The organism is Paenarthrobacter sp. TE4293, assembly GCF_050435325.1.
Taxonomy (GTDB): Bacteria; Actinomycetota; Actinomycetes; order Actinomycetales; family Micrococcaceae; genus Arthrobacter; species Arthrobacter nitroguajacolicus_C.
Genome location: NZ_JBNJRY010000005.1, coordinates 194,866 through 208,344, shown reverse-complemented (window position 1 = coordinate 208,344; position 13,479 = coordinate 194,866). Strand labels below are relative to the sequence as shown.

The window sequence follows — 13,479 nt, the reverse complement described above, 5'->3', positions numbered from 1 at the left end:
GTAAACAGCAGGAAATATGCACGCACCTGGGAGAATCTACTCATGGAGCTCAGTGAAGAAGATCTGCGGCTGGTCAACGCTTTGCAGATTTCGCCCCGGATCAGTTGGTCCGACGCCGGTGAAGTCCTTGGCGTCCACGCCACCACCCTGGCCTCCCGGTGGGAGCGTCTGCGGGCGGCCGGCGCAGCGTGGACAACGGCGCACCTCATGGGCGATCCGAAGGACATGTGCCTGGCCATGGTGGACATAGACTGCGAAATGCATCTGAGGCCGGATGTCACAGCCGCCGTCGCCCAGCTTCCGGAGGTCATCACTGTGGAGGAAGCCGCCAGCAACCGCGACCTCACACTCACGGTCATCACCCAGGATTTGGAGCAGTTCAGCACCCACTTGCTGCCGAGGCTGAAAGAGATCCGAGGACTCACCAAGTACCACACGGCCCTCTGCACCAGGATCCACACCAGTGGCTATGCGTGGCGGCTTAACGTACTCAGCAAGGCGGAACAGCAGGCGCTCCGCGGACTTGCCGGTCCGGAGTCGGCCGGCCCGTCAGCGGACGCGATCGTGGTCCCCCTTCCCGAAAGCCACTTGGCGCTGATTCCCTTCCTCGCGCGCGACGGCCGGGCCACCGCAGCCGAGATTGCGCGCGCTTTGGGCCGGAATCCAGCAACGGTCCAGCGGCAACTCGGGAGGGTGCTGGCCAGCAGGATGCTGTCCTTCCGTTGCGAAATTGCCCAGCAGTTCTCCGGATTCCCCATCACGGTGCAATGGTTCGCGAACGTTCCCGCGGGCCACCACGAGGCCGCCGCCACGGAGCTGCGGGCCATCCGGAACATCCGCTTCTCCGCGTCCACCACGGGCCGTACCAACTTCACCATGATCATGTGGCTGCGATCCTTGGCCGATGTCATGGAAATGGAGCTGACGGTTCAGCAACGCATCCCGGGCATCGAACTGGTGGAGAGCGTCGTCATGCTCAACACTGCCAAACGCGTCGGATGGATGCTGAACCCGGACTCGACCGCCACCGGGACAGTGGTGCCGCCCTACGGAGAGCTCTTGCCCGACGGCGTCTAAGCGTGCTTAACAGCCCTCAAGACCGTGTCCAGGGTGGTGCCGGACTCGCCGTTGGGACCAGCAACCGTACGCTCGCGGTCCGTAAGGACATTGACGAACCACGGCTCCCGGTCCAACCGCAACGCACCCGCAAGCTGCTCAGGCGTGAAGAACATGCCGGACTCGTGATGGTGGCTCCACGGCGGGAGGCCGTGGGGGTGATGACCCACGATCAACAACGTGCCACCCGGGGCGACTGCCGCAGCTGCCATTGCCACGGAGTCACGCCACGGCAGCAGGGGCGAGTGCAGGAACTGGGCCGAGACCAGATCGAAGACCGGCTGGGGCTCCCACTCGGTGAGGTCCTGTTGCTGCCAGGTGATGCGCTCAGCCTGGCCGGCTTCCGCTGCATGCGCAGCTGCCCGTTCAAGCGCGACGGCGGACACGTCCAACGCGGTGACGGTCCAGCCCTGCTGGGCGAGCCAAATGGCGTCACCGCCTTCGCCGGAGCCCAGGTCCAGTGCTTTGCCGGGTTTCAGATCCTTGGCTTCTGCGACCAGCTGCGGGTTCGGGTTCCCGCTCCAAATCCTGGCTCGTTCCCGGTACATCCCGTCCCACATGTCCACGGCGTTGTCCGCGTCCTCATGGAGGTTCAGGCCGCCCTGCTGCGCGCCTTCGTGCTGGTGTCCGTGCTGGTGCCCGTGCTGGTGAGTGCCGGCGTCGGCGGGTTGATCGCTGTGGGGAGTGCCGCCGTCGTGCTTCTTTTCAGTCATACGCCAAGCGTGCCGTGGCGGGTGGAGGGAAAGCAATGCTTGTTGCTGTTTCGGCAAGTCCCACGTTCCGTTGGAGTCTGGTTTTTCCATGCGACGGTGGGTAGCCTTTGTCGCACACGCGCCCATCGCGAATCCAGGGCGCCCGAACTGGGGGATTCATGGTGTTCCTGGCGCGAAAATTCAGACTCAAGGCCTGCCTGTCAGGTGCCCTTGCAGCTGTGGTGGTGATGGCAGGGGCGCCACCCTCGCAAGCGGATCCATCAACGTCCGTTGCCGGGGCGCTGGCGGTCCAGGCGACGGTTCAGGCAGCCAGCCAGGCCGACCCCCGGAAGATTGACGTAGCCCACCCGCGATTTGTGGAGCTCAACAAGGACGGCAGCAGGCTCTTCGTGGCCAGCCCGGAGGGTGGTCTTTCGGTCATCGATACAGCCCAGGGAGTGGTGACCAAGAGCGTCCAGGCCGGCCCCACCACCGCGATGGTGCTGAGTCCGAAGGTAACATCGGCTTTCCTGGCGACGGGCACCAGCGTCACTATCGTCGACACATCCACCATGACCGTTAAGTTTGTGGTCCCGATGGGCGACGGCGTGGCCGGCATGGTGGCCAGCCCCGCCGGGACGGCGCTGTATGTGGGACTCGCCAACGCAGGCGTGAAGGTGGTTGATGTTGCACAAGGCAAGGTGACCGCCCAGATACCGACAGGCGGCACCATCACCAAGCTGCTCGCAACTCCCGACGGCGCCAAGCTCTACGCGCTCAAGGGCGCATCCGTCGCAGTCATAGACACCAGGAGCAGAACTGTCCTTGGCACCGGGCCGATGACCGGGACGGATGGCACCATCTCACCGGATGGAACCCGGTTGGTGACGGTGCACGGATGGGGACTTTCGGTCATCAATACCGCCACCGATAAGGTCCTGGCCACTTTTTCAACGTTCCTGGAGCCGTCCGCTCCTGTCTTCACCCCTGACAGCAAGCGCGCCTTTTTCGAAGACCATGGACAGCCGTATTACCCTTCGCCGGGTCGTCGAGCGATCAGTAACCCCATGGTGTCCCAGCTCAACCTTGAGACCCTGAGCGTGGGGCAGGCCACTCCGGACAGGCAGGAGTGGAGCACCATGGTTGTCCACCCGGATGGAACACGGCTCTATCGTTCCCAGTCAACGGTGCTCCAAGTGTGGGGCGCCCGGTCCGACGGGTTCTCCATCCCGCTGGCCGAGACCATCGAGCTCGGTGCCTCCGCGTCGGTCCAGGCCATGGCACCGGACGGGTCCAAGCTCTACGCTGCTGCCTTCGGGGGCAACGCCATCTGGGTCATCGACACCTCCGGCCCGCCAAAGAACGTATGGAAGGACTACAACTCCGACGGCGCCACCGACGTTCTCGCCCGGGATACGGCGGGCACCCTGTGGCTCTACCCCGGCGACGGAAAGAAAGGGTGGCTTCCACGGTCCGCGGTGGGTTCAGGATGGAACGGCATGAGCCTCATCCTGTCTGCCGGCGACTTCAACGGAGACGCCCACGCTGACGTCCTGGCGCGGGATGCTGCCGGGGACCTCTGGCTCTACCCCGGGAACGGCCGCTCGAATTGGCTGCCAAGGACCAAAGTGGGCGTGGGCTGGAATGCCATGACCGCCGTCGTTACCCCCGGCGACTTCAACGGTGACGGTAAAGCGGATGTCATGGCCCGCGACGCCGCAGGGGATCTTTGGCTGTATCCGGGCAACGGGGTGGGCGGCTGGCTCCCGCGCGTCAAAGCGGGATTTGGATGGAACCAGATGACCACCATTCTGGGGCCGGGGGAATTCGGGGCTCAGGGAGGGGACATTTTGGCCAAAGACGCAGCCGGCACTATGTGGCTCTACGAAGGGAACGGCGCCGGGGGGTGGCTCCCGCGCAGACAGGTGGGTATCGGTTGGAACGTCATGACGGCGCTGGTGACACCCGGCGACGTCGACAGCGACGGGCTGCCCGATGTTCTGGCGCGCAATGCCAATGGAAACCTCAGGCTCTACCGCGGATCAGCGTCTGGTGGCCTGCAATCCGACCTGCAGGTGGGCGCCGGGTGGAATGACATGACCGCCATTCTCTGATGCTGCTACGTCGGCTGGTTCCAGCGCTGCGCCCCGGCCCCTGAAGCGCCGAGCTCGTCCGACGGGTTCTGCAGCGTGCATGACTTCAGGCTCAGGCAGCCACAGCCGATGCACCCGTCAAGGTCGTTGCGGAGGTGCTGGAGTGCGGCAATGCGTTCGTCCAATTCCTCGCGCCACCGCAGCGACAGCTTGGCCCAGTCGTGCCTGGTGGGGGTTCGGCCGTCCGGCAACGAATCCAGGGCCTCGCGGATGTCCTTCAGTGGCAGGCCGACCCGCTGGGAGGTCTTGATGAACGCCACCCGCCGCAGCGTCTCGCGGCGGTACCGCCGTTGGTTGCCTGCCGTCCGCTCCGCTTCGATGAGCCCGTTACGTTCGTAGAAGTGAAGGGCCGACGGCGACACTCCGCTTCGCTCGGACAGCTCACCGATGGTAAGGGGCCGGTGGGCGGCGGCTTGCGGCATGGCTCTGCTCCGAGGGTGGGCGTGGTGGATTGACCTCAACAATAGTTGAGGTTCTAGGCTGACGTCCATGACCTCTGACACCTCAACGGCCGGGATTCTGCGCCGCCCGTACTTGCTCGCCACCGTGGGGGCTTGCGCGCTCGTATTCCTGAGCGCGTTTGAGTCCCTCGCGGTGACCACCATCATGCCGCTGGTGAGCCGAGACCTCGATGGAGCCAGCCTGTACGCACTGGCCTTCGCCGGGCCGCTGGCTACTGGTGTGATGGGCATGGTGGCAGCGGGGAACTGGTCGGATCGTCGTGGTCCGGCGGCGCCCCTGTATTCCTCGGTGGCGTTGTTCGTCCTCGGACTGCTGATTGCCGGTATGGCCGGCACCATGGAAATCCTGGTGCTGGGCCGGCTGGTCCAAGGGCTCGGTGGTGGCGCGATGACCGTTGCCCTCTATGTGCTGGTAGCCCGCGTGTACCCGCCCGCGCTGCATCCCAAGATCTTCGCCGCCTTCGCTGCCTCCTGGGTAGTTCCGTCCTTGGTTGGCCCGTTCGCCGCAGGTGTCGTGGCCCAATTGAGCAGCTGGCACTGGGTGTTCCTGGGCGTTGTGGGGCTGGTGGTCCCGGCTTTGCTGATGGTGGTGCCGGCCGTGCGGGGGATGGGATCCGGGCCCGCTTCGGAATCAGTCGCCGAGCCCGTCCCGTGGGCGTTCGGCCGCATGGGGTGGGCTGCGCTCGCAGCCGTCGCGGTCCTCGGACTGAACCTGTCCGCCGAGGCGCCGGGCGTGGGCGGGGTGATTGCCGTCGTCGCGCTTGTCCTGGCGCTGGTGGCGGTCCGCCCACTGGTACCGCGTGGGACGCTGACTGCGCGCCGTGGGTTGCCCAGTGTGATCCTGGTTCGCGGGCTGGCGTCGGCGGCGTTCTTTGGGGCCGAGGTGTACCTGCCGTACCTGCTGACCGAGCGCTACGCGTTCACGCCGACGTTTGCCGGACTCACCCTGACCGGCGCCGCGCTCGCCTGGGCTGGAGCATCGGCGGTGCAGGGCCGACTGGGTGAAAAGTTGGCCGACGACCTCGCCGTGAAGATCGGCGCTGCCCTGGTGCTGATAGCCGTGATCTCCACGCTGGTGACGGCTGCGTTTGCCCTGCCCGCGGCCGTGGCGATCGGCGGCTGGATCCTCGCGGGCGCTGGGATGGGCCTCATGTACCCGCGGCTTTCGGTGATGACGCTGGCACTGTCCAGCGAGGAGAATCAAGGCTTCAACAGTGCGGCTATGTCCATCTCCGACTCGCTCGGTGGCGCGCTGTCCCTCGCCGCCACGGGACTGGTCTTCGCGGCCTTTACGAAGACGAACTCGTTTGCGGGGGTCTTCGCACTGACGGCGGTCATCGCGGTCGTCGGGGTTCTGATGGCGCCGAGGGTCGCCGCCCGTGTGGCATCTCCGGACACTGGACTGGGCGCCCCGGACGCGAAACCCGAGCTCTCGCGCCACGCCTAACTCGTTGCGAGGCCTGCTCTGCACGGTATTTGCGCCCGGAAGCGTGTAAAGCGGGCCTCTCAACGCCGGGTGGGTGAGTTGCGAGGCCTGCTCTGCACGGTATTTGCGCCCGGAAGCGCGTAAAGCGGGCCTCTCAACGCCGGGTGGGTGAGTTGTGAGGCCTGCTCTGCCCGGTATTCGCGCCCGGAAGCGTGTAAGGCGGGCCTCTCAACGCCGGGTGGGTGAGTTGCGAGGCCTGCTCTGCACGGTATTTGCGCCCGGAAGCGTGTAAAGCGGGCCTCTCAACGGGAGGCTGACCTGCCCCGATGCAAGGCTCCGCGCCGATCACTGCTAGACTGGGAACACTTGATGTGCGGTGACGCCCTGAAGCAGGTGGCCTAAAGGCTGCGCGACGGGGCATTTTTCATGTGAGAGGCACATCCTGCGTCGATGAACGCGTTCTATTTGGTCCCGGCCACCGCTGTTGCAGCGAACCGGTAGACCACCTGACTTTTCCTCGGCGAACCCCTGGCCCAACCGGCGTCGGGGGCCGATGTCCGCAACTGGACACCGCCCGAAAGACATGAAGTTTATGACTACTTTTGCTGCCCTTGGCACGCCCAAGCCCATCGCTGAATCCCTCGCCGCAGACGGCATCGAAGAGGCATTCCCCATCCAGGTGAAGACCCTCCCGGACACCCTCGCAGGCCGCGACGTCCTGGGCCGTGGCCGCACCGGCTCCGGTAAGACCATCGCTTTCGCCATCCCGCTCGTGGCCCGCTTGGCCGAGCGCGAAGCAAAGCACTTCCGCAAGCCGGGCCGTCCCATGGGCCTCGTCCTTGCACCGACACGTGAACTGGCAACCCAGATCAACGCCACCATCGAGCCGCTGGCCAAGGCCATGGGCCTGAACACCACGGTTATCTACGGTGGCATCTCCCAGGCGCGCCAGGAAAAGGCGCTGCGCGCCGGCGTCGACATTGTCATCGCCTGCCCGGGCCGCCTCGAAGACCTGATCCGCCAGCGCATCCTGACCCTCGAAGCCGTTGAGGTCACTGTGCTGGACGAGGCTGACCACATGGCCGACCTCGGCTTCCTCCCGGTCGTCAAGAAGCTCATGGACATGACCCCCACCCAGGGTCAGCGCCTGCTCTTCTCCGCGACGTTGGACAACGGTGTTGACAAGCTGGTCAACCGTTACCTTTCCAACCCGCTGACGCACTCCGTGGATGATCCCCAGGCCGCTGTCACCACCATGGAACACCACGTCCTGGTGGTCAACGACCAGACCGTCAAGAAGCAGCTCATCGTTGAACTGGCCTCCGGCGCCGGCCGCCGCGTCCTCTTCATGCGGACCAAGCACCACGCCCGCAAGCTTGCGAAGACCCTCACGGACGCCGGCATCCCCGCCGTCGACCTTCACGGCAACCTGTCGCAGAACGCCCGCGACCGCAACCTTGCCGAGTTCTCCAACGGTGACGTCCGCGTCCTGGTGGCCACCGACGTCGCAGCCCGCGGCGTGCACGTTGACGACGTCGAACTCGTCATCCACGTGGACCCGCCCACAGAGCACAAGGCTTACCTGCACCGCTCCGGCCGTACGGCCCGCGCAGGTTCCGATGGCACTGTGGTCACGCTGACCCTCCCGGAGCAGCAGAGCGACGTCAAGAAGCTCATGAAGGCTGCCGGCGTTGACGTCAACTTCGAGCGCGTCACGGCCAACTCCCCGTTGGTTGCCGAGCTCGTGGGCGACATCGCTGACAAGGTTGATCCCCGCACCCGTGCAGCCCTCCTCGCGGCGAAAGCCCCGCAGGGTGGCGGCACCTCCACTGGCGCCAACGCCCAGCGCAAGCGCGCACGCCGTTCCACGCAGGCTGCACCCACCGCTGGTGGCCGCGGCGGTCGTAACGGACGCGGCAAGGTTGCTGCTGAGCCGGTTCGTACGGACACCAATCGTGCGGATCGCCGCGCAGCAGCAAACGACGACGTCGCCCGCAGCTCACGCGGTCGCGGCAAGTCGGGTGCAACTCACCGCAATGACGTTCCCGGCTCGCAGGGTCAGAACGGCCGCAGTGGTCGTCCGGCTACCGGCCAGCGCTCAGCTTCGGCTCCGCGCACGGCGTCCACCACGAGCACCCGCACCGGCGGAAACAAGGCCGTATGGTCTTCCGCTACGGGGGCCACGTCCGGTGGATCCTACGGTTCGGGTGCTTCCGGCAACTCCGGTCGCGGTGGCTCGGGCGCAGGTCGTCCGGCACGCAGCGGCCCGCGTCGTGCTTCCGCTCCGGCCTCGAACGAGCGTCGCGGCCGCTAACCTCCCGTTGTGAGGCCCGCTCTACACGCTTTCCGGAAGGAATGGGGTGCAGAGCAGGCCCCGCAACTCCAGGTGCTACCAGCCTCGGGCGCGCCACTCTTCAAGGTGTGGCCGCTCGGCGCCGAGTGTCGTGGGCAGTCCATGGCCGGGGTGCACCAGGGTTTCGTCCGGATAGGCGTCGAACAGTCGTTCCGACACGTCGTTCAACAGTGAAGTGAAGCGTGCAGGATCTTTCTGTGTGTTGCCGACGCCTCCCGGAAACAACGAGTCTCCACTGAAAATGTGGGCCGGCCCGTTCGGATCCTGGTACACGAAAGCGATGGAACCCGGGGTGTGTCCGCGCAGGTGGATCGCCGTGATTTCGATGTCGTCGAATTGCTCAACGTCGCCGTGACCAAGCCGGACATCCACCGGAACCGGCAACGCATCGGCGTCGTCCGCTCCTGCTGAGGTGGTCGCGCCGGTGGCGGCGACCAGCTCCTCCAGCGCCCGGACGTGGTCCCAGTGCTGGTGGGTGGTGGCGATCCGGACCAGTTTGGTGGGGGCCGACGAATCCGCGGCGCTGTCCTCCAGCAGTTGCTCAATGGCAGGGAGGTCGTCGGCGGCGTCGATCAACAGCTGCGCACCGGTGGACTTTGAGGTCAACAGGTACACGTTGTTGTTCATCTCGCTGACCGAAATGCTGCGGATGGTGACGTCACGTAGTGAGTGAATAAGCGAGTCCATTCGTTCAGCCTACGTTGTTGGCCTCGCGGCCTTGCGAGACCCAGTTGGGGTCCGCCGATCGTGAACCCACGACGGCGGCCGCGGCCTGGTCGAGCACCTCAAGTTGTGCTGTCCCCAGTTGCAGGGACAGTGCCCCCAGGTTCTCGTCGATCCTGTGCGTTTTGCGCGTGCCGGGGATGGGAACCACGGAAATCCCGAGGCGCTGACCTTGGGTGAACAGCCAAGCCAGGGCTACCTGGGCCGGAGTTGCATCCAGCCCGCTGGCTACCTCGCGAACCGCGGCCACGACGGCCTGGTTCGCATCAAGTGCCTCGTCGCCGAAACGGGGGATCTTGTGGCGGAAATCGTTCTCGCCCAGATCGCCTGCGCTGACGGTTCCCGTAAGGAATCCACGGCCCAGCGGCGAGTACGGCACAAACCCAACGCCAAGTTCCTTGGCTGCAGGAACAACGTTGAGTTCAACATCCCTGCTCCAGATTGACCATTCACTCTGGACCGCGGCAATGGGATGGACGGCGTTGGCCTGCCTGAGCTCCTCGGCTGTCACTTCCGACAAGCCAAGGTGCCGGACCTTGCCCTCACGGACCAGCTCCGCCATGGCCTCCACGGTTTCCACTATCGGAACGCGGAGGTCACGGCGGTGCATGTAGTAGAGGTCAATGACGTCAGTGTCGAGGCGGCGGAGGCTCGCTTCCGCCGCTTGCCTGACGTAAGGTGCATCCCCGCGGACTCCCGTGTACCCGTCCGCGGGGTTGCCCTCAATTCCGAACTTGGTGGCAACCTGGATCTCGTCGCGGCGCTCCTTCAAGAGCCTGCCTACCAATTCCTCGTTGCTCCCGGCACCGTACACGTCTGCGGTGTCGATGAACGTGATGCCCGCATCCACTGCATGCCTGAGTGTTTGCAAGCCTTCTTCGGGATCGATCCCGCCATACACCGGGGTCAGGGCCATTCCGCCGAAACCGAGGGGGCTGACCGTGAGGCCATCGCCGAGCTGAACTGCAGTCATGAACTTCTCCAATGCGCGTTGGGGTGCTCTTGAAAGCGTGAACCCGGTGACGGCCGAGGGTATTCCAGCGGGAAGGTTGATGCCTGCCCGATTCGATGGTTTGCTGCGCATTCGAGGGTAGGAGACGTCTAATGCGCAGCGAGGCATCGAAATGGAGTACGTCCCACCCCGGAGTGGTCGCTACTCGCCGGCGGGCTGCGGCTTATCGGCAGGCAGGGCCTTCAAACCGGCAGCACAGCCCACGATTCCCGCGATGAAGAGCAGCTTCAGCGGGCTCGCGGACTCGACGCCCGTGATCATTGCCCAGCCAACAGTCAATGCTGCGCCTATGCCCACCCATACCGCGTAGGCAGTGCCGAGGGGGATGCGCTTCACCGCGATACCGAGTCCGAGCATGCTCAACACGGCGGTGACAGCGAAGACCACCGTGGGAAAGAGCTGCGTGAAGCCGTTGGAGAGTCCCAGCGCGGTGGCCCAGACTGCTTCGAGGAGGGCGGAGGCCAGGAGGATGACCCAGAAGATGCCGTTGCCGGTGTTCTTGGAAGTGTTCGTCGTCATGGCTATGCCACCACCTTCAGGCCGACCACGCATGCGCCGATGCCGGCAAGCAGGAGCAGCCGGGCCGTCGTCGCGCGTTCAACTTTGGTGACCATCGCATACGTTGCGGTCAGGACGACGCCTACCCCGACCCACACCGCATAGGCAGTGCCGGTGGGAATGGACTGCATGGCGATCGCGAGTCCGGCCATGCTGGCAATCACGGACACCAGGAAGACGACGGTGGGGACCGGTTTGCGGAAGCCCTTGGAACGGTGGAGCGCTGCGGCCCAGACGGCTTCGAGTGCTCCGGAGAGAATGAGGATAATCCACGACATGACATTTCCTTTGGCCAGTCTTGTCGCGTTCCGGGTACTGAACCGTCGTCCGGAGGTCCCGCATCGGAACCTTCATTTCAGGCTAGCAACTCCGGCGCAGCGTGGCCACCTCTGGTGGCAAACGTCACCAGCTCAGGCGCTGGGCTCCACGTGGTCGATCGAGATCACGGCGATGAAGCCACGGCCCGAGATTTCCGGGCTCCGGGTATCGGATCCCACCACGGCGTCGTACCGGGACAACTCGACAGGTTCGCCGGCGCTGGGTGCCGGGTTGCCGCCGTCGGACTCTTCCTCCACAGCGGGCTCCTCCACAGCGGCGCCTGGCGAAACCGTCGCCTTACCCTCAAGGAGGACAGCGAGTTGGCCTTCGAAGACCGGATGCCCGCGCTTTTTGGAAATCTCCACAATGGACGTGTAGCCCTTGAAAGCCCCGGCGCGTGCAATCACGTTCAGGTCGCGGATGTCGCCCGTAGGGAGGGTGGCACCCGAGGCGGCTTCACCCGAAAACCGGAACGGCCGGTACTTCTCGAGCGGATGCTCGGAGCCGTCCACCGTGAGCAGCAGCAGTTCGCCCTCGATGATGGTGATCACGCGCTCCATGCCCGGGAACACCGAGAAATCGCCGGCTTTGGAGACATCGGCAATGCTGACGCGCCAATCCCACGCCCCGTCCTGGGCCGAGGCGGCCTTCGGATGGCTTGCGAGTTCGCGGGTCACCCCGCCGCCGTTGCGCCACGGTTCGGGATGAATATCGGCAAAGCGGATGATCTCCATCCGACCAGCCTAGTGGTGGACGCGGCTTCTGCGTTGGCATTGCGGCTTGCTAACGTCATATGTGGAAAACGTTGTGGGATCGACTGGAGGCGCGGGGAATGTTCGTCAAGGTATGCGGCTTGAGCACGCCCGAGTCAGTGCAGGAAGCCGTCGATGCCGGTGCGGACGCCGTCGGGTTCGTCCTCACTGCCAGCCCGCGCGAAGTCAGCCCGGAGCAGGTGCGTATTCTGCTTCCACTGGTGCCTGACGGTGTTCGTGCCGTGGGGGTCTTCCGGCACGAGCCTGCCGCTGATGCCGTGGCCAGGGCACGGAGCGCCGGCCTTGAATGGGTTCAACTGCACGGTCACCGGACTGCGGACGACGTCACAACAGTGCACGACGCCGGGATGCGGCTGATTCGAGCCGTCGCCATGGGTGCCTCCGAGGACGAGTTCGCTGATCTGGGCGAGGAAATGTTCCTGATTGACGCTGCAGTCCCTGGGTCGGGAGAGGCCTGGGACTACGCTTCTGTCCGGGCCAAGAGACTCGACGGCCGCGAGTGGCTGCTCGCCGGCGGACTGGAACCCGGCAACGTCGCCTTCGCTGCGACTGCCGCCGGTGCTTGGGGAGTGGATGTGTCCTCGGGTGTCGAAGCATCCCGTGGCGTGAAGGACCTGGCCAAGATCCGCGCCTTCGTCGAAGCCGCGAAAGCCTCCGGCAGCTAGGACGCTCTCTCACCTTCCGCCCGTTTTTCGGCGACGCTCGCTCACCTTCCGCCGCCTTTTGCTAGACGCTCTCTCACCCCACGGTCTTTCCGATGGTTTGGTGGGAGAGGGTTGGGGGATTTGGGTGGTTTGGTGGGAGGGGGTTGGGGGATTTGGGTGGTTTGGTGGGAGAGGGTTGGGGGATTTGGGTGGTCTGGTGGGAGAGCGTCAGGGGCACACCATAGAATCGCTCCAACAGCAGGCCCACCGCCGAAACGCATCGAAATACGGAAACCAGGAGCCACGCAATGAGCACGGATCACTACACCCTGACCATGAGCCGCGAGTTCGATGCCCCTCGTGAGAGGGTTTTCGACGCCTGGATGGAGCCGGACCAGCTTGCTCAGTGGTTCGGACCCGTGGAGGTAGAGGCTCCCCGCGAGAAAATCATCGTTGAGCCGCGGGTGGGAGGCATCTGGCAGGTGGTCATGGTGTGGTCGGACGAGGACGGAGAGCAGGAAGCCCCCATCGAAGCCGTGATCACGGAGCTGGAAGCGCCCGCACTGCTGGTTGCGAAAGCCAAGGCCGCTCCTGATGCCGACCATGAATACGAGGAAATGCGCCTTGAATTCGAAGACCTAGGCGGCCGCACGCGCATGAATGTCACGCAGGGGCCGTTCGAATCCCAGGAGTGGGTGGACATGACCCGCGACGGCTGGGCTACCTCGTTCGACAAGCTGGATGACCTGCTGGCCTGAGGGGTTTGGCAACGCAGCCAGTAGTCAGGGAAGAATCAGGGCAGACCCCTAGGCTTTTTGTCAGGCCCACAAGGGAGAATAGGAACTATGAAAACGCTCCTTAACATCATCTGGCTTGTGTTTGGCGGGTTCTGGCTGGCCTTGGGTTACTTCGCGGCGGGCATTATTTGCTGCGTGCTCATCGTGACCATCCCGTGGGGCATCGCTTCGTTCCGGATCGGTGCATACTGCTTGTGGCCCTTTGGCCAGATGGTGGTGGAGAAGCCGGGCGGCGCCGGGGTGTTTGCGCTCCTCGGCAACGTGATCTGGCTGCTCGTCGCGGGCATCTGGATCGCCATCGGTCACGTGGTCACCGCTTTTGCCATGGCCATCACCATCATTGGCATCCCGCTGGCCATCGCCAACCTGAAGCTGATTCCGGTGTCACTGATGCCGCTCGGCAAGCAGATCGTGCCTACCAACCAGCCGTTCGTCAGCACCTACCGCTAGGAA

General features: G+C 64.8%; 14 protein-coding genes and 1 riboswitch. Of the genes, 7 read left to right on the top strand and 7 right to left on the bottom strand.

What is annotated here, in order from left to right; all coding sequences use genetic code 11:
- The first annotated feature begins 42 nt into the window (after positions 1–42).
- The gene (locus QF015_RS12080; RefSeq protein WP_429389269.1) at positions 43–1,077 is read left to right on the top strand and encodes an Lrp/AsnC family transcriptional regulator; all 1,035 of its coding nucleotides are present in this window, start codon (positions 43–45) and stop codon (positions 1,075–1,077) included.
- Here the strand turns inward: QF015_RS12080 and QF015_RS12075 are convergent.
- Entirely contained in the window at positions 1,074–1,829 is a 756-nt protein-coding gene (locus QF015_RS12075) for an SAM-dependent methyltransferase (protein ID WP_429389267.1), read from the bottom strand. The two genes, QF015_RS12080 and QF015_RS12075, sit on opposite strands and share 4 nt — an antisense overlap.
- A 158-nt stretch (positions 1,830–1,987) precedes the next feature.
- Here QF015_RS12075 and QF015_RS12070 point away from each other — a divergent pair, with 158 nt between their 5' ends.
- The gene (locus tag QF015_RS12070) at positions 1,988–3,922 is read left to right on the top strand and encodes an FG-GAP-like repeat-containing protein (RefSeq protein WP_429389265.1); all 1,935 of its coding nucleotides are present in this window, start codon (positions 1,988–1,990) and stop codon (positions 3,920–3,922) included.
- A 5-nt stretch (positions 3,923–3,927) separates the two neighbouring features.
- Here the strand turns inward: QF015_RS12070 and soxR are convergent, their stop codons facing one another.
- Complete coding sequence (gene soxR / locus QF015_RS12065) at positions 3,928–4,452, bottom strand: redox-sensitive transcriptional activator SoxR (protein WP_310210694.1); 525 nt, start codon at positions 4,450–4,452, stop codon at positions 3,928–3,930.
- On the opposite strand from soxR, the gene QF015_RS12060 reads away from it, so the two are divergent.
- Together QF015_RS12060 and QF015_RS12055 are read left to right on the top strand one after the other, a co-directional pair.
- The gene (locus QF015_RS12060) at positions 4,451–5,869 is read left to right on the top strand and encodes an MFS transporter (protein ID WP_429389263.1); all 1,419 of its coding nucleotides are present in this window, start codon (positions 4,451–4,453) and stop codon (positions 5,867–5,869) included. The two genes, soxR and QF015_RS12060, sit on opposite strands and share 2 nt — an antisense overlap.
- A gap of 571 nt (positions 5,870–6,440) precedes the next feature.
- Positions 6,441–8,162: a DEAD/DEAH box helicase gene (locus tag QF015_RS12055; RefSeq protein ID WP_310210689.1), complete on the top strand. Its 1,722-nt coding sequence runs from the start codon at positions 6,441–6,443 to the stop codon at positions 8,160–8,162.
- A gap of 75 nt (positions 8,163–8,237) precedes the next feature.
- Here the strand turns inward: QF015_RS12055 and QF015_RS12050 are convergent, their stop codons facing one another.
- From QF015_RS12050 to QF015_RS12030, 5 genes are all read right to left on the bottom strand, one after another.
- Complete coding sequence (locus QF015_RS12050) at positions 8,238–8,888, bottom strand: MBL fold metallo-hydrolase (protein ID WP_429389261.1); 651 nt, start codon at positions 8,886–8,888, stop codon at positions 8,238–8,240.
- Between the two features lie 4 nt (positions 8,889–8,892).
- Positions 8,893–9,897: an aldo/keto reductase gene (locus QF015_RS12045; protein WP_310210683.1), complete on the bottom strand. Its 1,005-nt coding sequence runs from the start codon at positions 9,895–9,897 to the stop codon at positions 8,893–8,895.
- Positions 9,898–10,077: 180 nt separating this feature from the next.
- Positions 10,078–10,455, bottom strand: coding sequence for a DMT family transporter (locus QF015_RS12040; protein ID WP_310210680.1), 378 nt, complete (start codon positions 10,453–10,455; stop codon positions 10,078–10,080).
- 2 nt (positions 10,456–10,457) lie between these two features.
- Positions 10,458–10,772 carry a DMT family transporter gene (locus QF015_RS12035; RefSeq protein WP_172323106.1) on the bottom strand — a complete coding sequence of 105 codons (315 nt, stop codon included), beginning with the start codon at positions 10,770–10,772 and terminating at the stop codon, positions 10,458–10,460.
- A gap of 9 nt (positions 10,773–10,781) precedes the next feature.
- A riboswitch (guanidine-III (ykkC-III) riboswitch) is annotated at positions 10,782–10,847 on the bottom strand.
- A gap of 57 nt (positions 10,848–10,904) precedes the next feature.
- Positions 10,905–11,546, bottom strand: coding sequence for a HutD/Ves family protein (locus tag QF015_RS12030; protein WP_429389258.1), 642 nt, complete (start codon positions 11,544–11,546; stop codon positions 10,905–10,907).
- A gap of 98 nt (positions 11,547–11,644) precedes the next feature.
- Between QF015_RS12030 and QF015_RS12025 the strand changes: the two genes are divergently transcribed.
- The 3 genes from QF015_RS12025 (at position 11,645) to QF015_RS12015 (ending at position 13,476) form a co-directional block, all read left to right on the top strand.
- A complete protein-coding gene (locus QF015_RS12025; protein WP_429389256.1) occupies positions 11,645–12,250 on the top strand; it encodes a phosphoribosylanthranilate isomerase in 606 nt (201 codons plus the stop codon).
- A gap of 287 nt (positions 12,251–12,537) precedes the next feature.
- Complete coding sequence (locus tag QF015_RS12020) at positions 12,538–12,987, top strand: SRPBCC family protein (RefSeq protein ID WP_429389254.1); 450 nt, start codon at positions 12,538–12,540, stop codon at positions 12,985–12,987.
- Positions 12,988–13,074: 87 nt separating this feature from the next.
- Positions 13,075–13,476 carry a YccF domain-containing protein gene (locus tag QF015_RS12015; RefSeq protein WP_011776159.1) on the top strand — a complete coding sequence of 134 codons (402 nt, stop codon included), beginning with the start codon at positions 13,075–13,077 and terminating at the stop codon, positions 13,474–13,476.
- The last annotated feature ends 3 nt before the right edge of the window (positions 13,477–13,479 follow it).

What these genes read in the sequence shown, in the direction of transcription:
- QF015_RS12030 (WP_429389258.1), bottom strand. Translation starts at nt 11,546, where the DNA reads ATGGAGATCATCCGCTTTGCCGATATTCATCCCGAACCGTGGCGCAAC.
- QF015_RS12020 (WP_429389254.1), top strand. Translation starts at nt 12,538, where the DNA reads ATGAGCACGGATCACTACACCCTGACCATGAGCCGCGAGTTCGATGCC.
- QF015_RS12060 (WP_429389263.1), top strand. Translation starts at nt 4,451, where the DNA reads ATGACCTCTGACACCTCAACGGCCGGGATTCTGCGCCGCCCGTACTTG.
- QF015_RS12075 (WP_429389267.1), bottom strand. Translation starts at nt 1,829, where the DNA reads ATGACTGAAAAGAAGCACGACGGCGGCACTCCCCACAGCGATCAACCC.
- QF015_RS12035 (WP_172323106.1), bottom strand. Translation starts at nt 10,772, where the DNA reads ATGTCGTGGATTATCCTCATTCTCTCCGGAGCACTCGAAGCCGTCTGG.
- soxR (WP_310210694.1), bottom strand. Translation starts at nt 4,452, where the DNA reads ATGGACGTCAGCCTAGAACCTCAACTATTGTTGAGGTCAATCCACCAC.
- QF015_RS12070 (WP_429389265.1), top strand. Translation starts at nt 1,988, where the DNA reads ATGGTGTTCCTGGCGCGAAAATTCAGACTCAAGGCCTGCCTGTCAGGT.
- QF015_RS12055 (WP_310210689.1), top strand. Translation starts at nt 6,441, where the DNA reads ATGACTACTTTTGCTGCCCTTGGCACGCCCAAGCCCATCGCTGAATCC.
- QF015_RS12080 (WP_429389269.1), top strand. Translation starts at nt 43, where the DNA reads ATGGAGCTCAGTGAAGAAGATCTGCGGCTGGTCAACGCTTTGCAGATT.
- QF015_RS12045 (WP_310210683.1), bottom strand. Translation starts at nt 9,897, where the DNA reads ATGACTGCAGTTCAGCTCGGCGATGGCCTCACGGTCAGCCCCCTCGGT.
- QF015_RS12015 (WP_011776159.1), top strand. Translation starts at nt 13,075, where the DNA reads ATGAAAACGCTCCTTAACATCATCTGGCTTGTGTTTGGCGGGTTCTGG.
- QF015_RS12040 (WP_310210680.1), bottom strand. Translation starts at nt 10,455, where the DNA reads ATGACGACGAACACTTCCAAGAACACCGGCAACGGCATCTTCTGGGTC.
- QF015_RS12050 (WP_429389261.1), bottom strand. Translation starts at nt 8,888, where the DNA reads ATGGACTCGCTTATTCACTCACTACGTGACGTCACCATCCGCAGCATT.
- QF015_RS12025 (WP_429389256.1), top strand. Translation starts at nt 11,645, where the DNA reads ATGTTCGTCAAGGTATGCGGCTTGAGCACGCCCGAGTCAGTGCAGGAA.